This is a genomic window from Delftia sp. CH05 (genome assembly GCF_009827015.1).
Classification (GTDB): Bacteria; Pseudomonadota; Gammaproteobacteria; order Burkholderiales; family Burkholderiaceae_C; genus Comamonas; species Comamonas tsuruhatensis.
This window is the reverse complement of record NZ_WUMG01000003.1, coordinates 170288-195145: the sequence shown is the minus strand read 5'-3', so window position 1 is coordinate 195145 and position 24858 is coordinate 170288. Positions and strand designations below refer to the sequence as shown.

At 69.6% G+C, this 24858-nt stretch carries 19 protein-coding genes; 10 read left to right on the top strand and 9 right to left on the bottom strand.

Features of this window, described 5'->3' with window-relative positions; translation table 11 throughout:
- Positions 1-159: 159 nt before the first annotated feature.
- On the bottom strand, positions 160-1317 hold the full coding sequence (locus tag GRX31_RS04410) for an ABC transporter substrate-binding protein (protein WP_016446617.1): 1158 nt from the start codon (positions 1315-1317) through the stop codon (positions 160-162).
- Positions 1318-1514: 197 nt separating this feature from the next.
- Here GRX31_RS04410 and GRX31_RS04405 point away from each other — a divergent pair, with 197 nt between their 5' ends.
- Both GRX31_RS04405 and GRX31_RS04400 read left to right on the top strand, forming a co-directional pair.
- Positions 1515-3593: a molybdopterin-containing oxidoreductase family protein gene (locus GRX31_RS04405; protein ID WP_160851654.1), complete on the top strand. Its 2079-nt coding sequence runs from the start codon at positions 1515-1517 to the stop codon at positions 3591-3593.
- A gap of 90 nt (positions 3594-3683) precedes the next feature.
- Positions 3684-5468: an ABC1 kinase family protein gene (locus GRX31_RS04400; RefSeq protein WP_160851653.1), complete on the top strand. Its 1785-nt coding sequence runs from the start codon at positions 3684-3686 to the stop codon at positions 5466-5468.
- Positions 5469-5688: 220 nt separating this feature from the next.
- On the opposite strand, the gene GRX31_RS04395 is transcribed toward GRX31_RS04400, so the two are convergent.
- The 3 genes from GRX31_RS04395 to GRX31_RS04385 all read right to left on the bottom strand — a co-directional run bounded on the left by GRX31_RS04395 (position 5689) and on the right by GRX31_RS04385 (position 8777).
- Positions 5689-6663 (bottom strand): Bug family tripartite tricarboxylate transporter substrate binding protein, encoded by a 975-nt coding sequence (locus GRX31_RS04395; protein ID WP_016446620.1) that lies wholly within the window; start codon positions 6661-6663, stop codon positions 5689-5691.
- An 81-nt stretch (positions 6664-6744) separates the two neighbouring features.
- On the bottom strand, positions 6745-7758 hold the full coding sequence (locus GRX31_RS04390) for a TraB/GumN family protein (protein ID WP_160851651.1): 1014 nt from the start codon (positions 7756-7758) through the stop codon (positions 6745-6747).
- A complete protein-coding gene (locus GRX31_RS04385) occupies positions 7755-8777 on the bottom strand; it encodes a fumarylacetoacetate hydrolase family protein (protein WP_026062874.1) in 1023 nt (340 codons plus the stop codon). Before GRX31_RS04385 ends, GRX31_RS04390 begins: the two co-directional genes overlap by 4 nt.
- 126 nt (positions 8778-8903) lie before the next feature.
- On the opposite strand from GRX31_RS04385, the gene GRX31_RS04380 reads away from it, so the two are divergent.
- The 8 genes from GRX31_RS04380 (at position 8904) to GRX31_RS04345 (ending at position 18600) form a co-directional block, all read left to right on the top strand.
- Complete coding sequence (locus tag GRX31_RS04380; RefSeq protein ID WP_012203056.1) at positions 8904-9683, top strand: IclR family transcriptional regulator; 780 nt, start codon at positions 8904-8906, stop codon at positions 9681-9683.
- Between the two features lie 167 nt (positions 9684-9850).
- Complete coding sequence (locus GRX31_RS04375) at positions 9851-11029, top strand: DUF3108 domain-containing protein (protein WP_202396480.1); 1179 nt, start codon at positions 9851-9853, stop codon at positions 11027-11029.
- Positions 11030-11264: 235 nt separating this feature from the next.
- Positions 11265-11558, top strand: coding sequence for a BTH_I0359 family protein (locus tag GRX31_RS04370; RefSeq protein ID WP_034363542.1), 294 nt, complete (start codon positions 11265-11267; stop codon positions 11556-11558).
- Between the two features lie 238 nt (positions 11559-11796).
- Positions 11797-13254 carry an MFS transporter gene (locus GRX31_RS04365; RefSeq protein ID WP_016451943.1) on the top strand — a complete coding sequence of 486 codons (1458 nt, stop codon included), beginning with the start codon at positions 11797-11799 and terminating at the stop codon, positions 13252-13254.
- Positions 13255-13267: 13 nt separating this feature from the next.
- The gene (locus tag GRX31_RS04360; RefSeq protein WP_160851649.1) at positions 13268-14809 is read left to right on the top strand and encodes an FGGY family carbohydrate kinase; all 1542 of its coding nucleotides are present in this window, start codon (positions 13268-13270) and stop codon (positions 14807-14809) included.
- Positions 14806-16488, top strand: coding sequence for a glycerol-3-phosphate dehydrogenase/oxidase (locus GRX31_RS04355; RefSeq protein ID WP_160851647.1), 1683 nt, complete (start codon positions 14806-14808; stop codon positions 16486-16488). The genes GRX31_RS04360 and GRX31_RS04355 overlap by 4 nt, the downstream gene beginning before the upstream one ends.
- Complete coding sequence (locus tag GRX31_RS04350; RefSeq protein ID WP_012203050.1) at positions 16482-18032, top strand: FAD-binding oxidoreductase; 1551 nt, start codon at positions 16482-16484, stop codon at positions 18030-18032. Before GRX31_RS04355 ends, GRX31_RS04350 begins: the two co-directional genes overlap by 7 nt.
- 1 nt (position 18033) lies before the next feature.
- Positions 18034-18600, top strand: coding sequence for a glycerol-3-phosphate responsive antiterminator (locus GRX31_RS04345; protein WP_012203049.1), 567 nt, complete (start codon positions 18034-18036; stop codon positions 18598-18600).
- An 8-nt stretch (positions 18601-18608) separates the two neighbouring features.
- Here GRX31_RS04345 and GRX31_RS04340 read toward each other — a convergent pair whose 3' ends face one another.
- The 5 genes from GRX31_RS04340 to GRX31_RS04320 form a co-directional block, all read right to left on the bottom strand.
- Positions 18609-19703 carry an AbrB family transcriptional regulator gene (locus tag GRX31_RS04340; RefSeq protein WP_046239402.1) on the bottom strand — a complete coding sequence of 365 codons (1095 nt, stop codon included), beginning with the start codon at positions 19701-19703 and terminating at the stop codon, positions 18609-18611.
- A gap of 72 nt (positions 19704-19775) precedes the next feature.
- Positions 19776-20348 (bottom strand): hemerythrin domain-containing protein, encoded by a 573-nt coding sequence (locus tag GRX31_RS04335; protein ID WP_160851646.1) that lies wholly within the window; start codon positions 20346-20348, stop codon positions 19776-19778.
- Positions 20349-20400: 52 nt separating this feature from the next.
- Positions 20401-21054, bottom strand: coding sequence for a DUF4276 family protein (locus GRX31_RS04330; protein WP_202396479.1), 654 nt, complete (start codon positions 21052-21054; stop codon positions 20401-20403).
- A gap of 2 nt (positions 21055-21056) precedes the next feature.
- Positions 21057-22289 carry an AAA family ATPase gene (locus GRX31_RS04325; RefSeq protein ID WP_017407750.1) on the bottom strand — a complete coding sequence of 411 codons (1233 nt, stop codon included), beginning with the start codon at positions 22287-22289 and terminating at the stop codon, positions 21057-21059.
- Positions 22290-22389: 100 nt separating this feature from the next.
- Positions 22390-24834: an adenosylcobalamin-dependent ribonucleoside-diphosphate reductase gene (locus GRX31_RS04320; protein WP_160851642.1), complete on the bottom strand. Its 2445-nt coding sequence runs from the start codon at positions 24832-24834 to the stop codon at positions 22390-22392.
- Between the last annotated feature and the right edge of the window lie 24 nt (positions 24835-24858).

Here is a 24858-nt window from a genome sequence, read left to right as displayed (position 1 = left end):
AGTACCCGCGTTGGTTCTGCGCGCTGGTGATCGCAAGGCGCAGTGCGCCGCCAAGGCTCATGCCTTGGCAAGCGCTGCAACGCCGCGAGCGCCTGCGCGCAGAGCCAACCCGAAGGGAAAGCCGGGAAAGGGGCCCGGCCCTTCTCCAATGCTGCAAGCCTACACCCGGACCTTGCCGTCGCCGGTCAGCATGGACAACTCCACGAAGCGCGGCTTGGCCGATTGCGGCTTGAAGGCCAGCGGGAAGCCGGCCACCTGCTGGCCGTGCATGGCGTCGAGCGCGGCCACCAGGCCGTCGCGCGTGGGCTTGCCCGAGGCCGAGGCCTGGCGCAGCGCATCGGCGAACACGCGTGCCGCCAGATAGCCTTCCATGCTGGAGTAGTTGGGCGTCAGCTTGCCGCCGCCCTTCTGGATGGCCGCCAGGAAATCGCGCGTGATCTGGCGCGAGGTCTGGAAGGGCGAGGGCACGACCTGGGTGACGACCACCCCTTCGGCATCCTTGCCCAGCGTCTGCGCCAGTGCCTGCGAGCCGACGAAGGAGACGTTGTAGAACTGCCCGCCAAAGCCCGCCTGGCGCGCCGCGCGCACAAAGGCCGCGCTGGCCGAGTAGGTGACGATCTGCACGATCACATCGGCGCCCAGCGGCACCAGCGTCTTGACGGCGGCGGCCACATTGTTCGAGTTGCGCTCCACCGTGGCCGCGCCCACGGGCTCCAGCCCCTTGGCGGCCAGCGCCGCCTTGACGCCAGCCAGGCCCGACTCGCCATAGGCATCGTTCTGGTGCAGCACGGCCACCTTCTTCAGGCCCAGGCCCGTGAGGTGCCGCACCATCAGCGCCGTCTCGTCGGCATAGGAGGCGCGCACGTTGAAGACCAGTTGGGCCAGCTGGGGCTGGCGCAGCGCGTCGGCGCCCGTCAGCGGCGCGAACAGGGGCACGCGCGCCTTTTGCAGCAGCGGCAGCGCGGCCATGCTGGTGGACGTGCCCACGTAGCCGAACAGCGCGAACACGTCGTCGGACAGGAAGCGCTGGGTATTGGCCGCGCAGCGCTCGGGCTCGTAGCCGTCGTCCATCACGCGCAGTTCGATGTTGCGCCGGGCAATGCCCCCCTGCGCGTTGAGCTGTTCGAAGTACAGCTTGGCGCCTTCATGGAAGGGCTGGCCGATCTGTGCCGCGGGGCCCGTCATCGGGCAGGACTGGCCCAGCACGATGGTGCCTCCCGCGTCCTGGGCGCGCACTGCGCCGGTCCAGGTGGCGGCAGCCGCCGTGCTGGCTGCGATGAACTGTCTGCGGCTGAACGCCGTCTTGGGTCGGAGCATGAACTTGCCTGTTTTTGTCACTGGAATCGGCGCCGTTGCTGCGTGCAGCCGGCTGCAAGGGTCCGCATAATAAAGACAAGCGGCGATTGCGGCATGCAAGACCGGCACCGCCCCTTGCCCGTGACGGCCTTTTCCTGTTTTTCCGGCTTTCACGGTTCTTTCGCAAAGTCCCCACCCTGTCCAAGACCGCTGCCACCATGTCCTCCGCCACGCCCCCACTCCAGGCCACCTCACAGGTCCTGGGCGCCTGCCCCCATGACTGCCCCGATACCTGCTCGCTGGTGACCACGGTCGAAGACGGCATCGCCAAAAGAGTCCAGGGCAACCCCGACCATCCGCACACGGGCGGCGTGCTCTGCGCCAAGGTCAGCAAATACACCGAGCGCAGCTACCACCCCGAGCGTGTGCTCACCCCGCTGCGCCGCGTGGGCCCCAAGGGCTCCGGGCAGTTCGAGCCCGTGGGCTGGGACGAGGCGCTGGCCGACATCGCCGCCCGGCTGCACGCGCTGGCGGCGCGCGATCCCGAAACCATCCTGCCCTACAGCTACGCAGGCACCATGGGCCTGGTGCAGGGCGAGAGCATGGACCGGCGCTTCTTCCACCAGCTCGGCGCCTCGCTGCTGGACCGCACCATCTGCTCCAGCGCCGGGGGCGAGGCCCTGAACCTGACCTATGGCGGCAAGCTGGGCATGCGCGTGGAGCATTTCACCGAAAGCCGGCTCATCCTCATCTGGGGCAGCAACAGCATCGGCAGCAGCCTGCATTTCTGGCGCTATGCGCTGGAGGCCAAGCGCAACGGCGCGCGCCTGGTGTGCATCGACCCGCGCAAGACCGAGACCGCCGACAAATGCCACGAGCACCTGCAGCTGCTGCCCGGCACCGATGCCGCCCTGGCGCTGGCCCTGATGCACGAGCTGATCACGCACGGCTGGCTGGACCACGACTACATCGCGCGCCACACGCTGGGCTGGGAGGAACTCAAGGCCCGCGCCCTGCAGTGGCCGCCCGAGCGCGCGGCCCAGGTCTGCGGCCTGCCCGTGGAGCAGATCCGCCAGCTGGCGCGCGACTACGGCACCACCACGCCTGCGGCCATCCGGCTGAACTACGGCGTGCAGCGCGCGCGCGGCGGCGGCAATGCCGTGCGCGCCATCGCCTGCCTGCCGGCCCTGGTGGGCGCCTGGCGCCACCGTGCCGGCGGCCTGCTGCTGTCCGCCTCCGGCGCCCTGCCCGCGCAGCGCGCCCGACTGCAGATGCCGCACCTGCTGGGCGAGCGCCTCCCGCGCACCATCAACATGAGCACCATCGGCGACGCCTTGCTGCACGAAGGCGGCAATGGCTTCGGCCCGCGCGTGGACGCCATCGTGGTCTACAACAGCAATCCCGTGGCCGTGGCGCCCGAGTCGGCCAAGGTCGTGGCAGGCTTTGCGCGCGAGAACCTGTTCACCGTGGTGCTGGAGCAGTTCATGACCGACACGGCCGACCTGGCCGACTACGTGCTGCCGGCCACCACGCAGATCGAGCACTGGGACATCCACGGCAGCTACGGGCATACCGACGTGCTGCTCAACCGCCCCGCCATCGCGCCGCTGGGCCAGGCGCGCAGCAACGGCCAGATCTTCCGCGACCTGGCCGCGCACATGGCGCGGCATGACGACGCCTTTGCCGCCGCCCATTTCCAGACGGGAGACGAGCAACTGTGCCGCGAAGCCTTCGAGGGCCGCGGCGTGGACTTCGACGAGCTGCTGGACAAGGGCTTTGCCACCCTGGCCCTGCCCGAGGCCCCCTTTGCCGAGGGCGGCTTCGCCACGCCCTCGGGCCGCTGCGAATTCACCAGCGCCGAGCTGGCGCGGCGCGGCATGGACCCGCTGCCCGACTACCTGCCCAACTACGAAACCGCCGAAACGGATGCGCGCTACCCGCTGGCCATGATCTCGCCGCCGGCACGCAACTTTCTCAACAGCAGCTTCGTCAACGTCAAGAGCCTGCGCACCATGGAAGGCCGCCCACTGGTGGAACTGCACCCCGACGACGCCGCCCCGCGCGGCGTGGCCGAGGGCGACCGCGTGCGCGTCTTCAACGACCGGGGCAGCTACGAATGCCACGCCACCCTCAACGGCCGCGCGCGCCGTGGCGTGGTCAACGGCCTGGGCATCTGGTGGCGCAAGCACGGCGACAACGGCACCAATGTCAACGAGCTCACCCACCAGCGCCTGACCGACCTGGGCCGCGCGCCCAGCTTCTACGACTGCGCGGTGCAGGTGCAGCGGCTGGCCTGAGCCCCGCCCCGGAGGCGGGCGATTCCTGCGCAATGGCGTCCGGCGCATCGGCACAATGGACCGCATTGCCACCACCGACAGGAGATGCCCATGCTGCAAACCGCCGTGGTCGCCGTGCGCGACCGTGCCCGGCTGCAGGAAATCGTCGGCGTGCTGCTGCGCTTCGGGCTGGCCGACCTGGTCGACACGCTGGGCCTGGCCCGCTTCGCGCCGCGCGGCAGCCAGCCCCATCCCGAGCATCCGCTGGATGCCAGCCGCCCCGAGCGCCTGCGCATGGCCCTCGAACACCTGGGCCCCAGCTTCGTCAAGCTGGGCCAGATCATGGCCACGCGCTCGGACCTGCTCGCGCCCGAATGGACGGCCGCCCTGCAGCAACTGCACAGCCACGCCGCCCCGCTGCCCTGGGAGACGGCCCAGCCGTTGATCGAGCAGTCGCTGGGCCTGCCCGTGGAGCAGGTGTTCACGCATTTCGATCCCGTGCCGCTGGCCTCGGCCTCCATGGCCCAGGTGTACCGCGCGCGGCTGCCTGCGGCCGAAGACCGGGATGACCGGGATGACCGGGAAGGCCGGGATGACCGGGAAGGCCGGGAGGAAGGCAGCGGCAGCGACAGCCCCCCTGCGGCCCGCGCTGCCGACATCGAAGTCGTGGTCAAGGTCCAGCGACCCGGCCTGCGCCCCCAGATCGAGGCCGACCTGCGCCTGCTAGAGCACCTGGCGCTGCTGGCCCAGGAACAATGGCCGCAGCTGGCACGCTACCGCCCGCGCGAGGTCACGCGCCAGCTGGGCCAGGCGCTGCGCGAGGAACTGGATTTCACCGTCGAAGCCCACAACGGCGACGCCGTGGCGCGGCACTTCGCGGCCCAGCCCGAGATCGTCGTGCCGGCCATCCACTGGGCATTGAGCGGGCCGCGCCTGCTGGTGCAGGACTTCGTGCCGGGCGTGCCGGCCTCGGCCGTGGGCGCGGACCCCGCGCTGGACGGCCCGCTGCTGGCGCGCCGTGGCGCCTGCGCGTTTTTGCAGATGGTGCTGCGCGATGGCCTGTTCCACGCCGACCCGCACCCCGGCAACCTGCTGGCCCTGCCCGGCAACCGCGTGGGCTTCATCGACTTCGGCATGGTCGGGCGGCTGTCGCCCCAGCGCCGCCGCCAGGTGCTGGGCCTGATGCGCGCCCTGGTCGAGGGCCAGGGCCGCAGCCTCTCGGGCGTGCTGCTGGACTGGGCCGCCGAAAGCGAAATGCCCGGCCGCGCCCCGCCCTCGGCCGCGCGCATCGAGGCTGCCGTGGATCGCTTCGTGACCCGCCATGGCCCCGGCGCCAGCAACGGCCGCCTGGTCATGTCCCGCGCCCTGCAGGACTTCATGGCCCTGGCCCGCGAAACCGGCGTGGCCCTGCCCGCCGACATGGCGCTGCTGCTCAAGGCCCTGATCACGGCCGACCAGGTGCTGCTGCAGCTGGACCCGCAATTCGACGTGGTGCAGACGGCCACGCCCCTGGTCAAGGCCCAGCTGCTGCAGCGCTACTCCCTGCGCAGCCTGGCGCGCCAGCGCCGCGCCGCCATGGCGCAATGGATGGACCTGGCCGACGACGCGCCGCACACCCTGCGGCTGGTGATGCAAAGACTGCGCTCGGGCCGGCTGCAGGCCGACCTGGACATACGCCACATCGACCGCCTCTCCCAGGCCCTGGAACGCGCCGCCACCCGCCTGGCCCTGGCCGTGGTCTCCGGCGCCTTCATCCTGGGCCTGGCCCCCGGCCTGCTGACCATGGGCCCGCGCCTGTGGGGCATCCCCCTCTTCGCCGCCCTGGGCGTGGCCGGCGCCGCCGCCAGCCTGGCCGTTCTTTTCACCACCATGCGCAGGCAGAAGGCGCTGGATTGATCGCTGGATTGGCGATGAGCAACGCCCAAAGGCACCGCCAGCACACCAGCGCCCAAACCCGCCACGGCCCAACCCAGAGACACCGAGGAAGGGCCTACGCCGGCCGCGCCGCCCCGCACCGAGGGTGTCGCCGGCTGCCCGTACGCCCCCTCCGCGAAGCGAGAAGGGGCGACGTGCAACGGGCGACGTGCAACGGGAAGCGGCGCAGCCGCTCAGGGGGTCAGTCCAATTTGACGCCCGCGCTCTTGATGATGGCCCCCCAGCGCTTGGACTCCGCGCGCGACATGGCCAGGAACTGCTCGGGCGTGCCGGGCAGCGCCTCCATGCCGAAGTCCTGCATGCGCTTGACCACGGCGGGGTTGGCCAGGGCCTTGTTGAGCTCGGCGTTCAGGCGCTGCACCACGGCCGGGGGCATCTTGGCCGGGCCCAGGATGCCCTGGAAGGCATAGACCTCGGTATCGGGCACGCCGACCTCGGCCAGCGTGGGCAGCTCGGGCAGGCTGGGCACGCGCTTGCCCGTGCCGATGGCCAGGGCGCGCACCTTGCCCGACTGGATCACGGGCAGGCCCGAGGCCAGGTCCAGGAACATGCAGGGCACCTGGCCGCCCATCACGTCGGCCAGCGCGGGTGCCGCGCCACGGTAGGGGATGTGCGTCAGGAAGGTGCCCGTGCGGTTCTTGAACATCTCCATGGCCAGGTGGTGGGGCGAGCCGTTGCCTGGAGAGGCGTAGTTGACCTGGCCCGGATGCGCCTTCACGTAGGCCAGGAATTCCTTGAAGGTCTTGGCCTCGAAGTTCGGGTTCACCACCAGCGCCATCGGGAAGCGGCTGATGCCGCCGATGTAGGTGAAGTCCTTTTCGGGGTTGAAGGACAGCTTGCTGAACAGGTGCTCGTTGTAGGCCAGCACGGCGTTGTCGGCCGACATGATGGTGTAGCCGTCGGGCTTGGCCGTGGCCACGATCTGGGCGCCGATGTTGGTGGAGGCGCCGGGGCGGTTGTCCACCACGATGGTCTGGTTCAGCGTCTGGCGCATGGCCTCGGCCACGGTGCGCGCCAGCACGTCGGTGCCGCCGCCGGGCGGATAGGGCACGACCCAGCGGATGTTGCTGGCGGGCCAGTCCTGCGCCTGTGCAAAAGGCGCGGCCATGCCGGCCGATGAGGCCGCCACGGCGGCCAGGAATTGTCTACGGTCCATTGTTGTCTCCTGTGGGATGGGTGTGGATGGGTCCTGGCCGCGCCCTGTTGCTTTTGTTCATGGAGGCGGCGGCCGTATGTTTCAGGGCGGGCTGGCAGCGGGGAACTCCACGCGCTGCACCTTGAAGCCCTGGGCCGCCAGCAGCGCCGGCAGGCCGCGCGTGCCCACCATGTGCAGGGCGCCCACGGCGGCGAACACGCTGCGGCCGGAACGGATCTGCCGCGCCACTTCGCGCGCCAGGCCGGGGTTGCGGCCATAGACCATGCGGTCGTAGTCGGCACGCTCGGCGGCATTGGCCATGCAGTCGCACCAGTCGGGCAGGCTCTCCAGCAGGTGGATGCGGCCATCGGCCCAGACGCCTGCGATCAGCCCCAGCTTCTGGGACGCGGTGCCGCTTTCCAGCTGGCGCAGGCCGGACTCCACCGTCTCGGCCACGCGCGCGGGGTCGTCCGAGACCAGCTCGCGCAGTTGCAGCTCGGGCGTCTCCAGGGACAGCACGGGCTTGTCCAGCGCGCGTGCCATCCCGGCCAGAGAGAAGTCGATGCCGTAGGCCGCGTCCAGTCCCTCGCTGCGGCCGGCCAGCGACAACAGGGAGATCACCTGGGCGTCGGGGCGCAGCAGGGCCAGTTCGGGGCCGGCGCAGGCCAGGCGCCTTTGCTCCTCAAGCCGGCGCTGGAGATCGCCGCGCAGCGGCGGCGCATCGGGCCGCGCCTGCATGCCTGCGAACAAGACCTTCATGACATCGGGATCGAGGATGTTCAGCTCCAGCGCCAGGCTGTCGGAGGCGCGCAGCGCGTCCGCCACCGTGGGGCCGGGCACGCTCCAGCCGAGCTTGGCCGCGTGCATGGTTCCGTACAGCCAGCTGGTGCGGCCCCGGTGCTCGATGCGCCACAGCAGCCCACGGTCCTGCGCCTTGCGCTGCATGGCGCGGATCTCGTCCGGGCCGGGCATGCGCGCCTCGGGCGGGCAGGTGACGGGGGCTGCGGCCGGGGGCGCCGCGAATGCCGCGGCCAGCGGCGACAGCGCCAGCGCGGCCAGACCGGCGCGCAGCGACCTGCCCGCCAGGCGCCACCAGGGTGCGCAGACGCGGCTCATTCGGCAGGCTCGACGATGTTCTGGTCGATGGCGCCGAAGATGCTCTGGCCGTCCTTGCCCTTCATCTCGATGCGGATGGTGTCGCCGAAGCGCATGAACTCGGTCTTGGGCGCGCCGTCCTGGATGGTCTCTATGCAGCGCTTCTCCGCAATGCAGCTGTAGCCCTTGGGCCACTCCATGCGCCGGTTCTTGCCCTTGCCGCTTTCCACGCCCTTGTTGCTCACGGTGCCGCTGCCCACGATGGAGCCGGCGCGCACATTGCGCGTCTTGCAGATATGGGCGATGAGCTGGCCGAAGTGAAAGCTCATGTCCTCGCCCGCATCGCACATGCCGACCTTGCGGCCGTTCCAGGTGGACTGCAGCGTCAGGTGCAGGCGGCCGCCCTTCCAGGCGTCGCCCAGCTCGTCCAGCGTCACGGCCACGGGGCTGAAGGAGGTGGCGGGCTTGGACTGGAAGAAGCCGAAGCCCTTGGACAGCTCATTGGGGATCAGGTTGCGCAGGCTCACGTCGTTGGCCAGCATGACCAGGCGCACGCCGCCCAGCGCACGCTCGGGCGTGGCGCCCATGGGCACGTCGGCGGTAATGACGGCGATCTCGGCCTCGAAGTCGATGCCCATGGACTCGCTGGGCACCACCACATCGTCGCAGGGGCCCAGGAAATCGTCGCTGCCGCCCTGGTACATCAGCGGGTCGGTGTAGAAATTGGCGGGCACCTCGGCGCCGCGCGCCTGGCGCACCAGCTCCACATGGTTGATGTAGGCCGAGCCGTCGGCCCACTGGTAGGCGCGCGGCAGCGGCGCCATGCACTGGCGCGGATCGAAGGCAAAGGCATGGACCGCCTTGCCGCTGTTGAGCAGGTGGTACAGGTCCTGCAGCTGGGGCGCCATGTAGCTCCAGTCGTCGAGCACCTGCTGCATGCGGCTCGCTATGCCGGTCGCATAATGGGCCTGGCTCAGGTCGCGTGACACCACGACCAGTTGCCCGTCCCGCGATCCGTCCTTGTATGTGGCAAGTTTCATGCTGCTCCCCCGTGCCGCCGCCGCGCGCCACGGCATCCGGGCAGCGGCCTGGATACCCATGGCGACGCAGCCACGAATTACGATAAGTTAAATTGATTTAACTAAACAAAACCAAATTCTATTGCAATGGACAAGGAACGCGCAGGGATTCAATCGGTCGAGGTCGGTTTTACATTGCTGGAGGCGCTGACGCGCGCCCGGGGCCCGCAGATGCTCAAGGACCTGGCGTCCGACGCCGGCATGAGCGCCGCCAAGGCGCACCGCTACCTCGTGAGCTTCCAGCGCATCGGCCTGGTTACTCAGGACGCGCGCACCTCCCGCTACGACCTGGGCCCGGCCTCGCTCAAGCTGGGCCTGGCATCGCTGGCGCGGCTGGATCCCGTGCGGCTGGCGCGCGAACGCATGCCCGCGCTCATGGAGCGCATCCACCACACGGCGGCCATCGCCGTCTGGGGCAACCACGGGCCGACCATCGTGCACTGGGAGGAAAGCGCGCAGTCGGTCACCGCCAATCTGCGCCTGGGCGACGTCATGCCCATGCTGGCCTCGGCCACCGGGCGCTGCTTCGCGGCCTGGCTGCCGCGCGAGGTCACGGCCCCGCTGCTGGAGCCAGAAGTGGACAAGGCCCGCCGCATCCAGCGCAAGGACCTGCCGCTCACCCCCGAGGCCATAGACGCCATGCTGGCCGAGGTGCGCGAGCGCGGCACCGCCCGCGTGGTCGATACCGTGCTGCCCGGCATCGTGGCGTTTTGCACGCCGGTCTTCGACTCCTCGGGCCATATCGTGCTGGGCCTGACCACGCTGGGCTCGATTGCCACCTTCGACCCCGAATACGGCGGCGCCATCGATGCGCCCCTGCGCGAGGCCTGCGTGCAGCTGTCCCAGGACCTGGGCTGGAATGCCTGAGATGAAGCTACACCCCCTGAGTCGCTTCGCGCCTTCCCCCTGGAAGGGGGACGACAGCCTCGCTGCGGGGCGGCGCGGCCGGCGTAGGCCCTTGCTCGCTGTCCCTGGCCTTGGGCCGCGCCGGTTTCATGGGCTGTGGGTGGCGCGCAGCACTATGGATAACTGACATGAGCCTGCGCCAGCGCGCCCTGCCCGCCCTCACCGCCGTGGTGCTGGGCGGCCATGCGCTGGCCCTGCTGGGCCTGCCGCTGTGGAACCAGGTATCGGCACCGCGCACCGAGGTGGCGGCCATGCAGACACGGGCGCTGTCCCTGCCCGAGCCACCCGCTCCCCCGCCTGCCGCCGCGCCCGAGACACCTGCGCCCGTACCCAAGCCGCAACCCCGCCCTCGCCCCAAGGTCCAGCGCCCGACACCCGCCGCGCCCACCGCACCCGTGGCCGAGCCGCTGGACACGCCCATCCGCGAAACCGTGGAGCCCTTGCCGATGGCCGCAGCGCAGGAGCCTGCTGCATCGGACGCCTCGGAAACCGCCCGTGCTGCTGCCGATACGGGTGCCGGCAGCGAGCCAACTCCGGCCACACCGCCGGCGCCGCCCGCTCCCAAGCCCGAACCCGAAACACCGCCCACGCCCTCGGCCGGACCGGCCCAGGGCATGGCCATCACCTCGCCCGACGGCACGCCGCTGGCCTCCGACGCCCCCGTTCCCGTGCAACTGCCCGATCCCGCGCGGCTGTCGTTCGCCGTCACCGGCCAGGCCAAGCGCTTCAACTATTCGGCCAATGCCGAGCTGGTCTGGCGCCATGCCAACGGCCAGTACCAGGCCAGCCAGGAAGTCAGCCTGTTCCTGCTGGGCTCGCGCTCGCAGACCAGCGAGGGCCGCATCACCGACAGGGGCCTGGAGCCCAGCCGCTTCAACGACAAGGCGCGCAAGGAGCAATCGGCGCAGCTGGCGTTCGACCAGAACCTGGCGCGCTTCAGCACGGGTGCGCCCGACGCGCCCATCGCGCCCGGCGCCCAGGACCGGCTCAGCGTGTTCCTGCAGCTGTCCGCCCTGCTGGCGGCGGCGCCGCAGCGCTACCCGGCGGGCACGCAGATCAGCTTCATCACCGTCAGCGCGCGGCGCGCCGACCGCTGGACCTTCCGCGTGGGCGAGACCGAGACGCTGGAGCTGCCCTCGGGCAGCACGCAGGCGCTGCGCCTGGACAAGATCGCGGCGGCCGGCGATGACCAGCAGGCCTCGCTGTGGCTGGCGCCGTCCATGCAATACCTGCCCGTGCGCATCCGGCTGGCGCAGGACAACGGCGACTTCGCCGATCTGCAGCTCAAGAGCCGCCAGGCGCCATGACACACGGGCCACCGGTGGGACACCGGTGATTTCCCGGTAGTCCTGCACTTGCAGCCAACGCCACCGCCCGCCTACCACAGCGCGGCCTGCGGCACACGCCGCAGCGCATGCCAATCCGTGGAATACTGCATGCAAGTGCCTGCGATAGATCGGGACCCCCACGGTCCTTGAAATCCGGCGCTTCGCAGCCATGTAGGCTGTGCGACGCCCGGCAACGGGCCAGAAAGGGAACACCATGCAAATGCTTTACGACTCCGAATCTTTTGTGGTGCTCCATCTGCGTCCCGACATGGATCCGGATGCAGCGGCCGGCGAAGCTGCGGTCGATGCCGCCCGCCAACTGCCACGCCACGGCTTCGAAATCGTGGACAAGCGCTCGGGCAAGGAGGTCTACCTGGATGGCTCCTGGGCCGAGATGTTCCAGAAGCAGATCATCGCCTGGCAGCAGGACGCCCCCACCGAGGAAGAGGTCGAGGACGCCCTGGAGCGCTACGCCGGCCTGGCCCAGCAGCCTGTCGTGGTCCACTGACAGCACACAGCGCACGGTCCCGTGAAGGGACTTCGCGCCAGGCCCGCCGCAGGTTCTCTGCGGCGGGCCTTTTCTTTGGGCGCGGCCATTGCGCGCACCCTGGTGCTTTCACCGATCCGCAGGCTGCGCCTGCTGCCTAGAATCGCCGCACAGGTTCAAGATTTGAAGACCATCTGTGAGATGGTCTTGTCGCGCCTGTACGGTTTGCCGGCCTCTTGCAGAAACACAGGAGGCCAGCATGCAGACCAGCATCCACAGGGTTCGCGGCGTTCAGGATGTCATCGCCTACATCGACGCACGCCAGGGCATTTCAGGCCGCGCCGGCACCATCTGGTGGCTGGCCCTCGGCGGACTTTTCCTCGACGCATTCTCCAACTCCGCACTCAGCGTGGGCCTGGGCCCCATGACGCGCGACCAGCAGCTCACGCCGGCCGAAGTGGCCTGGATGACGTCGCTGGCCTCCTGGGTGTCCATCGCCTTCAATCCCATCGGCGGCTGGATGGCCGACCGCTGGGGCCGCATGCGCCCGCTGGTCATCGCCAAGGTGCTGGCCGTGGCCGGCGCGCTGCTGGTCAGCATGGCGCCCGACTACGCCACCATCCTCTTCGGACGCTTCTTCGTGGGCGCGGCCTATGGCATCGACTTCGCCATCGCCATGGCGGTGCTGGCCGAATTCACGCCCGCCCGCCTCAAGAGCCGGCTCAATGTCTGGCAGGGCATGTGGTACATGGCCGTGTGCAGCAACCTGGTGCTGGCGCTGTGGTTCCATTCCTGGGATGTGGGCGATTCGCTGTGGCGCTATTCGGTGGCCGCCACGGCGGTGTTCGGCCTGTTCATCCTGGGCATGCAGGCCGCGCTGCTGGTGGAAAGCCCGACCTGGCTGGCACGCAAGGAGCGGCTGGATGACGCCGCCCGCGCCATGACGCGCATCTACGGCGCACACGGCCAGCGCTTCGAGGCCGCGCCGCCCGCCGAACGCCTTCCCGTGCTCAACCCGGCGCGGCGAGGGCTGGCCAATGTGCTGCTGATCTTTCGCGGCATCTACCTGCCGCGCACGCTGCTGGCGGCCACGGTGCAGATAGGCCAGTCCATCCAGTACTTTGCCGTGGGCTGGTACCTGCCGCTGATCAGCGCCTCGCTGTTCGGCAAGGACTTCCGCGAGGCCACGCTGGGCGCGCTGGTGTTCAACGTGTTCGGCATCGTCGGCGGCTTCCTGTCGCCCGTCATCGGGCGCAGGCTGGGCCTGCGGCGGGCCTCGGCCTTCGGCTTTGCGCTGGTGTTCCTGATGCTGCTGGTGCTGGGCCTGTTCAACGGCCGCATGCCGATCTGGCTGGCCGTGGCCGTGCCCTCGCTGTTCATCCTCTTTCATTCGGGCGGGCCCGGCGCCAACGGCAAGAGCCTGTCCACGCTGTCGTTCCGCAGCGAGCTGCGCGCGGGCGCCAACGGCGTGATCGGCGCCCTGGGCGCCATGGGCGCGGCGCTGGGGCTGCTGGTGTTCCCGCTGTTCCGCCAGCAGTACGGGCTGGAGAACACCTTCCTCATCCTGTCCGTGGTGCCGCTGCTGGCCAGCATCGTCTGCTTTTCCATCCGCTGGGACCCCACGCGCACCACGGTGAACCCCGACGACGAGCCCGGCGCGCCCCAGTTCGCGGACGACGCCGCCCCGCCCGCCAAGATCGCTCAAACCACCGCCTGAAAGAGACCACCCCATGCACCATGAAGCCGTGATCCTTTGCATCGACGAAGGCACCTCGGGCACGCGCGCCGCCGTCGTGGGGCGCGACGGGCAGGTGTCCGCCCAGGACTATCTGCCGCTGGAAATCCACTGCCCGCGCCCCGGCGTGGTCGAGCAGGACGCCGACCTGCTGCTGGAGCGCACGCTGGACGTGTGCCGCCGCGCCATCGCCCGCGCCCAGGGCAGCGGCCAGCAGATCGTGGCCCTGGCCATTGCCAACCAGCGCTGCTCGGCCGTGCTCTGGGACACGGCCACGGGCCGTTCGCTGGCGCCCATCATGGTCTGGCAGGACTCGCGCCACCGCGACGAACTGGCCCTGCTGGCCGGCGACTGGGATGCCCGGCTGATCCGCCACGCGGGCCGGCCCGTGGGCGTGCGTTCGCCCTACCTGTGGGCCGCGCGCAAGCTGCGCGAATGCCCGGCCGTGGCCCAGGCCTGGCAGCAGCGCCGCCTGGCCTTCGGCACCATCGACTCCTGGCTGCTGTGGCATCTGTCGGATGCGCGCGCCGTGGTCACCACGCCCACCAATGTGACCTCGGGCAACGCCTATGCGCTGGGCGATCACCGCTACCTGCAGGACTGGCTGGACGCGCTGGAGTTTCCCGCCGAGCTGCTGCCCCGCCTGTGCGAGGACGTGCAGGACTTCGGCCGCACGCGCACCGAGCTGCTGGGCCTGGCCGTGCCCATCCTGGCCTGTGCGGGCGACCAGCATGCGGCCGCCGTGGGCCTGGGCTGCCTGGAGCGGGGCCAGGCGCTGTGCGTGCATGGCACGGGCAGCTTCGTCGATGTGCTCACGGGAACAAAGCTGCCCGCGCATGACGCGGCCCATGAAAGCTCGCTGACCATGACGGCGCGGCGCATGGACGGTGTCTCGCGCTATGCCATCGAGACCTATGTGCCCACCACGGGATCGGCGCTCAACTGGATCTGCGAGAAGCTGCAGTGGTTCGACAACCCGCAGCAGATCAGCACCCTGGCCCGCGAGGCCGAGACGCCGACCGACCTGGTCTTCATCCCCGCGCTCACCGGCCTGCGCCTGCCGGCCATGGAGCCGGGCGCGCGGGCCTCGATCTCGGGCGTGTCCATGGCCACCTCGCGGCCGCAGCTGGCGCGCTCCATCCTCGAAGGCATTGCGCATTCCGTGGCCTCCTGCGTGCAGGCGGACGAGGCGGCCGCAGGCACCGAGGTGGGCGAGCTGCTGGTGGGCGGAGGACTGTCGGGCAGCGATGCGCTGCTGCAGATCCAGGCCGACCTGGGCGGCCTGCCCGTGCGACGCCTGGCCGATACCGACAAGGCCAGCCTGCGCGGCATCGCCTTCATGGCCGGCAGCGCGGGCCTGCTGTGGGACGGGCTGGAGCAGGCCTGCGCCACGCTGCGCACCGAAGCGGTCTTCACCCCGCGCATGGCCGCCGACGAGCGCGGCGAGCGCCGCCGCATCTGGCGCGCCCGCGTGGGCGACGAACTGGCCCGCGCCCGGGCCCCCGGGCGCAGCGCCGCCCTGGAGGGCTGCGCATGATGCAATGGCCCTTTGGCAAGGAGCGCAGGGACAGCGCCATGCTGACCCAGACCGCGCCGCTGCAGCTGCAGCGCGCGGACCAGCTGGCTCGGCTGGGTGACGAGGCATTCGACCTGCTGGTCATCGGCGGCGGCATCACCGGCGCCTATGCGGCGCTGGACGCCAGCCTGCGCGGCCTGCGCGTGGCGCTGGTGGAGAAGGACGACTTCGCCTCGGGCACCTCGTCCAAGTCCTCCAAGATGGTGCACGGCGGCCTGCGCTACATCGAGCAGGGCAACCTGGGACTGGTGCGGCACTCGCTGCTGGAGCGCCAGCGCCTGCGCCGCAATGCGCGGCACCTGGTGCAGCGCCTGCCCTTCCTGTTTCCCGTGATGGAGCGCGACGGCGTCTTCGACGCCCGCCTGGCCAAGGCCTTCGGCAGCCTGCTGTGGACCTATGACCTGGCCGGCGGCTGGCGCGAAGGCATCCTGCACCGCAAGCTCGGCAAGGCCGAGGTGCTGTCGCACTGCCCGACCTTCCGCGAAGAGCAGCTCCTGGGCGGCTACATGTACTTCGATGCGCGCGTGGACGATGCGCGGCTCACGCTGGCCGTGGCGCGCACGGCGGCCTTCCATGGCGCGGCCGTGCTCAACCATGCCCGGGCCACCGCCATCACGCGCAACGCCCACGGCGGCGTGGACGGCGCCATCGTCCAGGCCGATGGCCGCGAGATCACGGTGCGCGCGCGCAGCGTGGTCATGGCCACGGGCGTCTGGCTGCGCGACTGGGATGGCCGCAGGTCCGACCAGCAGGCGCAGCTGCACGTGCGCCCCGCCAAGGGCGTGCACGTGGCCATTCCCTGGCTGCGCATACGCAACGACTGCACCGTCACCATCCCCGTGCCGGGCCGCAGCCGGCGCGCCACCATCACGCGCTGGGGCGATGTCTCCTACCTGGGCACCACCGACGAGGACTATGCGGGCAGCCTGGACGACGTGCACTGCACGCGCGCCGAGCTGGACTTCCTGCTCGAAGGCGCCCGATCGGCGCTCAAGGTGGACTTGTCGCCCGAGGACGTGGTCGGCTCCATCGCCGGCTGCCGCCCCCTGGTCGGCCCGCCCGGCGGCAAGACCGTGGAGATGAAGCGCAACCACGAGATCCATGTGGCAGCCGACGGCCTGGTCACCATCGTCGGCGGCAAGCTCACCACCTCGCGCCACATGGCCGAGCAGACCGTGGACGCCGTGGAAAAGCTGCTGGGCCGGCGCACGCGCTGCACCACCGCCTCGGCCTTCCTGCTGGGCGCGGCCGGCTACGACGCCCAGGCCATCACGGCCACGGGCGGACTGTCGGCCCACCTGGGCGAGCGCTACGGCACGGAGGCACGCTTCGTCAGCGACATCCTCGACGCGCATCCCGCGCTGGCCCGGCCCATCGTCGAGGGACTGCCCCACACCGAGGCCGAAGTCCTCTACGCCGCGCGCCACGAAATGGCGCGCACGGTGGAAGACGTGCTCTCGCGCCGCATGCGCGCACGCCTCATGGCGCGCGATGCATCGGCCCGCGCCGCAGCGCGCGTGGGCGACATCCTGGCCCAGGAACTGGGGCTGGCACCTGCGCAGATAGCGCAGCAGATCCACGACTACCGCCGCGCCATGGAGCGCGAGAAACAGATTTTGATGGGAGACATCCAATGCTGAGCAAAGACGCAATCGCCCGCGGCTACAACCGCCGCAACTACGTGGTGGGCGCCCCCACGACCCCGGGCTGGGCGGCGCAGGCCGCACCCGCAGCCGACCGCCCTGCCTCTGAAGGTCCTGCCTGCGGCCTGCAGCACGAGCCCGTGGCCGTGCCCGAGGCCGCGCTCGCCGCGCTGCGCGCCGCCTGCGACCGCGTGCAGACCGAGCGCGCCGACATCGTTGCCGGCACGCGCGACTGGTGGGCGCGCACCATGGTGGCCGAGACCTCGGGCCACCCGGCCACGCCGCAGGCCGTCATCGCCCATGCATCCACCGTGGAGCAGGTGCAGGCCGTGATGCGCATTGCCGACGCGCACGCCATTCCCGTCACCGTCTCGGCCGGGCGCAGCAACGTCACGGGCGCGGCCCTGCCCCTGCGCGGCGGCATCGTGCTGGACCTGTGCGAACTCAATCGCTTCATCGCCATGGACGAGCAAAGCCAGATCGTCGAGGTCGAGGCCGGCATGTTCGGCGACGTGTTCGAGGAAACCATCCAGCGCCGCCACGGCATGACCATGGGCCACTGGCCCTCGTCCTTCGGCATCAGCACCGTGGGCGGCTGGGTGGCCTGCCGGGGCGCGGGCCAGCTGTCCACGCGCTACGGAAAGATCGAGGACATGGTCCACGGCATGGACGTGGTGCTGGCCGATGGCCGCCTCGTCACCGTGGGCGGCTATGCGCGCGCGGCCATCGGGCCGGACCTGCAGCAGCTGTTCATCGGCTCGGAAGGCACGCTGGGCGTGATCGTGCGCATCCGCTTCAAGCTGCACCGCCTTCCCGACCACGGCCGCGCCATCGCCTATGGCTTTGCCAGCTTTGCCCAGGGCCTGGAAGCCTGCCGCCAGATCCTGCAGCAAGGCGCCAACCCCGCCGCGCTGCGGCTGTACGACGCGCTGGAAAGCGGCGTGCAATTCGGCCGCAGCGACCTCAACGTGCTGCTGATCGCCGACGAAGGCGCGCCCGAGATCGTCGATGCCGTCATGGCCATCTGCGAGCGTGTGTGTGCACCCTTGGGTGAACGGCTGGACGGCGCCGCCACCCTGGAGCGCTGGCTGGACACGCGCTACCTGACCGGCAAGAGCGCCGAGGGCTTCAAGAAAGGCCCGGGCTTCGTCGCCGACACGCTGGAGATGTGCGGCCCCTGGAAAGACCTGCCGGCCATCTACGAGGAAGTGGTCGCCGCCCTGCAGGCCATCCCCGGCACCCTGGCCGGCTCGGCCCACCAGTCGCATGCCTATGTGGATGGCGCCTGCCTGTACTTTTCGCTGCGCGGCGAGGTGGCCGTGGACCAGCGCGCCCAGTGGTACCGCGCGGCCTGGGACGCGGCCAACGCCGTGCTGCTGCGCCACGGCGCCACGCTCAGCCACCACCACGGCGTGGGCCTGCTGCGCGCGCCCTACATGCGGCAGTCGCTGGGCCCGGCCTTTGCGCTGCTGGAGGCCACCAAGCGCATGCTGGACCCCAAGAACCTGCTCAACCCCGGCAAGCTGGGGCTGGACCTCTGACATGGGCCGCCCGGACAACTCCCTGGGCGCGCGGCTGGCGCGCCGCCCCGTCATCGCCACCTTGTACGGGGCCGAGCAAATGGACGCGCTGCTGGCCAGCCAGGCCGAGGTCGCCATCGTCGCCAACATCGAACTGCGCCGGCTGCGCTCGGTGATCTCCACCATCACCGGGGCGGGCAAGATCGCCATCGTCAACATCGACAGCTGCGACGGCATCTCGCCCGACAAGGGCGGCGTGGACTACCTTGTGGACCTGGGCGCCAGCAGCCTGCTGTCCACGCGCGTGGCCACCATCCAGCGCGCCAACAAGGCCGGGCTGCTGACCATGCAAAAAGTCTTCGTCACCGACCGCTCCACCTGGCCGCGCAGCATCAAGGCCGTGGAGCAGAGCGACCCCAACCTCGTGCAGATCATGCCCGCCCCCATGCTGGCCCACATCACCGAGGCCGAGCGCCGCATCCTGCCGCCCCTGGTGGCCTCGGGCTTCGTCTGCAGCCAGGAGCAGGTCCAGCAGGCGTTGGCCGGTGGGGCGATTGCGGTATCGACCAGCGACAGTGGACTGTGGTGAGGCGGGCCCTAGGCCGTGCGCGACGCGGCCGGCCCGCGCGCCTCCACCCAGCGGAACAGCGGCGCCACCAGCAGCAGCACGGCGATCAGCCGGCAGACCTGGAAGGCCGTGACCACGGGCACGCCCAGCTGCAGCACCTTGGCGGTGATGGCCATCTCGGTGATGCCGCCCGGCGAGGTGCCCAGCAGCAGGGTGACCCAGGGCAGGTCCACGGCCAGGTGCAGCAGCCAGGCGAAGCCCGCGCAGATCGCCATGAGCCCCACGGTGCCCACGGCCACCGAGCCCAGCCAGCGCGGCGCGGTGTGCAGGAATTCGCGCTTGAAGCGCACGCCCAGGCTGATGCCGATCACCAGCTGCGCCGCATTGACCAGGGCCTGGGGCACGGCCGACAGTTCCTGGCCGCACATGGTCAGCAGCATGGACACCAGCAGCGCGCCCAGGAACCAGGGGTTGGCGCGCCTGAGCCGGTCCATGGCCCAGGCGCCCAGGCCCGTGAGCACGGCCAGCAGCGCCAGCCCCGGCCATTCGACGATGCGGATGCTGGGCGGCGTCAGCCCCTCCAGCCCGTGCAGACCGCTCCACTGCAGCGCGAACGGAATGCTCACGGTGACGATGACCAGGCGCAGGCTGTGGCTGGCCGCCACCAGGTCGGTGCGCGCGTTCTCGCGCTCGGCCAGCAGCGTCATCTCCGACGCCGCGCCAATGGCGCCAGCGAAATAGGTGGTGGCGCGCATCTCGCCCGCCGGTATCTGCGGCATGCGCGGCGCATGCACGCGGTACAGCCAGGCGCCGAAGCCCCAGCCCAGCAGCAGCGCCCAGACAATGGCCACGGCAATCGCCCACCACAGCCCCGCGATCAACTGCACCACGGCCGGCGTGAAGTACAGGCCCAGCGAGGCGCCGATGATCCACTGCCCGCCGTTGCGCAGCCGGCCCGAACTGGCCGTGGGCGCGCCCAGGATGGAGGCCAGCGAGGTGGCGATCAGCGGCCCCAGCATCCAGGGCAGCGGCGTGCGCAGCCACAGGCACAGCTGGGCGGCGGCAAGGGCGCCCAGCAGGGTCAGTGCGATGCGAAGCAGGAAAATGGGGCGGCGCTCGGGCATGGCAGGCGAGGCGGGGGCAGGTCCAAAGCCTGCGAGTATCGCCGCGCCGGCTCCCGCGCGCTGCCGGCGGCGCTATCTCCGTGACAGGTCCGCGCCCCGCCGCACCGCCATCTCGCGGCCCATGTCCGCCTGCGCTGCCTCTGGCAGCAGGCCGCGCGCCTGCGGGTAGGCCAGCCGCTCTTCATTCTCGACATGGCTGGCATAGCAGGCCGCGAAGCGTTCGAACACCGCCTCGTCAGCCGCGCCAAAGCCCTGGGACTGCCCCTCGGCCATGTCCAGCAGCGGCTGGCGCGCCAGCGCCCAGTCGGCGCTCATCAGGCCGTGCTCGCGCTGCAGGCGCTGCACCAGGGCCACGGTCTGCGCATCGCCCTGCTCCAGCAGCGGCGGGAAGACATGCAGCTCCTCGTCCTCATGGTGCAGCGGCGCCGCCTGGTCGAAGTAGCGCAGGATGTCGCGCGCCGCCTGGCGTGCGCTGTCGTCGCAACCTTTGGTCTGGAGATGCACACGCAGCCGGTCCAGCAGCGCCAGCATGCGCAGCACGCGCTCGTGGCAGGCTTCGAGCATTTCGAAGGGCTGGTCGAAGCCCACGGCCGGTGAGCGCCAGCCTGGAAGCGTGGAGATTCGCTGTGCAGGATCGTGGTTCATTTTTTGTCCAGCAAGACTCTCGACAAAGACAGGGTAGCGCAACGCCTGCGCTTCACCCCTGCCCGGCAGTCAGCCGCCGCAAGCCATCGCGGAATTTGCCAAAGCTTGGCGATTCATTGCGCTCCACATCCAGGTGCGGACCTATGTTCCTGGCCCACTCATGCTTGATCTGTCCCGGCAACGGCCAGCCAGCATGTTTGATGGCGGCGTGGCCGCCCGGATGGATTGCGTCGGCCAGCAGTTCCCAGGTGCCGCAAACGCTGTCTTGCCGGTAGCGGGCCAGCACATCCTTTTTTGCTTTGGGGTAGGCGGCAATCAGCGCCTGGCGATCGCCGAGGTACCAAGCCTCCATCTCCTCGATGGCGAGGCGAAACAGGGTTTGGGGCGCAGGGTCACATTGCTGGAGTATCGCGTCCAGTTCGCCAAGAAATTTCCTGCAGTCGCGTGTGTCGCTGTCAAGAACCACCACGACGGCATCAATGCCGTGCGTCTTGCCATGCGCTCGCAGAATCCCCGGCAGCCTGTCAAGCAAGGTCATCTTGACGGGATCGCTTTTCTTGCCGAGTTCTTTGGGGATGCGGCCGATCCCCTTGAAATCGTGGATTCGCCAGGTGTGCGGCTGGCCTTGTTGGCCAATGATCTGCGGCAGCAACGCTTCGACCAGCCGTGCGCCTGAACCATCCTCTACCAGCACCTCGATATGCATGCTCACCTCGCGTCCAGGTAGTCGCTGTACCAGAGCCCCCCCAGAGGCAGGCCCTCTTCCACGAGGTTGCGAACCAGTTCAATGTCGGAGGCGCGGCGGATGGCCGAGAAGCCGTCCTCACCCTTCTCCAGAATCCAGACCTCCTTGGGCGAGAGCGCATCCACAAAGTAAGGCTGGTGCGTGGTGACAAAGACCTGCGGAGCCCCTTTCTTGCCGGTGGCGTGGCTGCGCAGTTCGTTGGCCAAGGCTTCCAGCAAGCGGTGATACAGGCCGTTCTCCGGTTCTTCTATGCAGATGAACGGTGGCGGCTCGGGGTCTTCCATCAACAGCAGGTAGGCGAAGATTTTCAGGGTGCCATCGGACATCTGGGATGCATAGAACGGATCGGCAAACGCACCGTCGTTGAATCTCAGCAGCACGCGCTTGTCGTCCGTGACCTTGGTGTCGATGCTCGTCACCCCGGGAATCTTGGTGGCGATGCGGTCCAGGATGACCTGGAAGCGCGCCTTGTGCTCGCGCTCCATGTACTGGACCACGTTACCGATGTTGTCGCCATGCACATTGAGGTGGCGCTGCACTCCCGCCGGCTGGATGGTCCGCGCGGCATCGGGGTGGAAATAGGACAGGTACCAGCCCTTGAGGAAGTCCCGAAAGCGCTTGATGCGCGGGTGCTCTTTCAGGGTTCCCAGCGTGGCAATGCCGAGTTGGCGCAGATCTGTCAGCTCAACGTCTTCCTGGGCACGGTCTTCTTCGTCGCTCTCTGCCTCGACTGCCTCTTCCCCGGCCCAGACCTTGCCAATCCCATGATTCAAGCGCAGAAACGGATAAGGCCTGCCGTGCTTCTGGCCTTTGCGGCGCTGTTTCAGGACTTCGGATTCCACAAACGGCCGGCCGCTCGCATCCATGTTGATGGCCAGCTCATAGGTGATGGGGCGCTCGCCCGGCCCCTCGCGGTAGTAGATGTCGAACTGAATCGCTTCATTGACGCCAAGAGCGCGCATGCGCTCGAAGCCACCGCGCAGCTTGTCGTCACAGGCTGTCTCCACATCCGTGTTCAGGCAGTCAGCCACAAAGCCAAAGGCATCGAACAGCGTGCTTTTGCCCACCCCGTTCTTGCCGATGACCACCGTGAAAGGGGTCAGCGGATCACCTTTTTGATCGGTCGAAAGCTTGCCCAGCGTGATGTCACGCAGCGCCTTGTAATTGCGGACCCTGAAACCTTCGATCTGTGCCATCTCAACAACCTCTCCCGCGAATGCGACATCACCGCCACGGCGACCTGTGCAAGCCATTCCACAAAGGACTGCAGATTATGGTGCACGGGCCGCATGGCGATCACCCGCAACTCCCCAGATGGCCGCAGGCCGTGCAGTACTCGCAGCCGTCCTTGCGGATCACGGCATGGGCGCCGCATTCCTCGCATTTGCGGCCGGCCATGACCATGGGGTCGGTGGCCAGGGCCTCGGGCTCGGGCAGCGGCGATGGGGCGGGCGGCGCGCCGCTGCCGCGCCGGGCCAGGATGTTCTGCACCGCATAGGCGATGGCGGCCACCTCGGAGTCGTGCCACATGGGCACGCGTGTGCCGTCGTCGCGCTGGTGGGTGCCCAGGCGCACGGGGCCCCGGTCCCAGGCCACCTTGCGCATGTCGCTGAGGGCGCGCTCCAGGAAGCCGCCGCGCGCGGCCAGTGACAGCAGGCGCATGCTGGAGGTCACCCACTGCTGGGATTCGCCGCTCTGGCCCACGGGCATGAAGAATTCGATGGCGCGGTCCACCGTGCGGCCATCGGGCAGGACCACGGGCAGGAAGGAGACGACCAGGTACAGGCGCTTGGGGCCTTGCTGGGTCCAGTACTCGATCTTCTCGGCCACGGCGTCCAGCGCGCCCTGCGGGCGGCTTTCTATCACGGTGCGCAGCGGGTCGGGTGCGGAAGCCGCCGCTCCCGCCGGCGCGGGGGAGGCCGGCTTTTCAGCAGATTCGGGCGCATGGGTTTCGAGCACGGCACCCAGGATGGTGTTGGGCCGGTAGGTGGCCAGGCCCTTGAGACCGGCCTTCCAGGCCTGGCGGTACAGGTCCTTGAAGTCCTCGTAGGGATAGTCGGCGGCCACGTTGACGGTCTTGGAGATCGCCGTGTCCACGAAGGGCTGCACGGCCTGCATCATGGCGATGTGGCCGGCCGCAGGCATCTGCAGCGCGCTGACGAAGTACTCGGGCAACTGCTGCACGTCGCCCCCCAGCGAGCGGTACAGGCGCCAGGCATGGTCCTCGACCGCGTACTCGGCGCTGCCGCCATCGGCCGTGCGTTTCTTGCGCTTGTAGGTCCAGGAGAACGGCGGCTCTATGCCGTTGGAGGCGTTGTCGGCAAAGGCCAGGCTGACCGTGCCCGTGGGCGCGATGGACAGCAGGTGGCTGTTGCGTATGCCGTGCGTGCGTATGCGCTGGCGCAGCGCATCGGGCAGGCGGCTGGCGAATGTGCCTTCGGCCAGGTAGCCATCGGCGTCGAACTTGGGGAAGGCCCCCTTCTCGCGCGCCAGCTCCACCGAGGCGCCATAGGCCGCATCGCGCATGCGCTCGGCAATGCGCGCGGCCATGGCACGGCCCTCGGGCGCGTCGTAGCGCAGGCGCAGCATGGCCAGCGCATTGCCCATGCCGGTGAAGCCCACGCCGATGCGCCGCTTGGCCTCGCTTTCCTCGCGCTGCTGCGGCAGCGGCCACCAGGTCAGCTCCAGCACGTTGTCCAGCGCACGCACCTGCACGCCCACGGCGCGCTCGAAGGCCTCGAAGTCGAACACAGGCTCGCCCGCGAAACCGAACGGATGGCGCACGAAGCGCGTGAGGATGACGGGGCCGAGGTCGCAGCAGCCGTAGGAGGGAAGCGGCTGTTCGCCGCAAGGATTCGTCGCCGCGATCTCCTCGCAGTAGCGCAGGTTGTTGTCGTCGTTGATGTGGTCCAGGAAGAGGATGCCGGGCTCGGCGAAGTCGTAGGCCGAGCTCATGATGGTGTCCCACAGCGTGCGGGCGGGCAGGGTCTGGTAGACCCACTGGCCGTCGGCGCGCTGGTGGGCACCCTGATCCAGCAGGGCGGTGCCGGGGCGGGCGCGGTGCACCAGGTGCCAGGGCTGGTCTTCGGCCACGGCCTGCATGAAGGCGTCGCTGACGCCAACCGAGACGTTGAAGTTGTTCCAGCGGCCCGGCGTGCGCTTGGCGGTGATGAATTCGAGCACGTCGGGGTGGTCGATGCGCAGCACGCCCATCTGGGCGCCGCGCCGCGCGCCCGCGCTTTCCACGGTGGCGCAGGACTGATCGAAGACGTTGATGTAGCTGCACGGGCCCGAGGCCAGCGAGGCGGTGGCGCGCACCTCGGCGCCACGGGGGCGGATGCGCGAGAAGTCGTAGCCCACGCCGCCGCCGCGGCGCATGGTTTCGGCGGCTTCGCGCAGGGCTTCGTAGATGCCGGGGTAGCCGCCGTCGTCCACGCCCTGGATGCAGTCGCCCACGGGCTGCACGAAGCAGTTGATCAGCGTGGCCTGCAGGTCGGTGCCGGCCGCGCTCATGATGCGCCCCGCGCCTATGGCGCCGGCCTGCAGGTTGGCCAGGAACAGGGCCTCGCATTCGGCGCGGCGCGCCTCGGGCTCGACCGAGGCCAGGGCGCGGGCCACGCGGGCGTAGAGCTCGCCCACGCCGGTCTCGCCGTCCTTGAGGTATTTCTCGCGCAGCACATCGAGGCTGATGGGCTGCAGATCCGCCGCGTCCTGCGCGCGGCCCAGGTTTTCGCGATGCATTGGCATGGCTCCCGTGTTGACTTG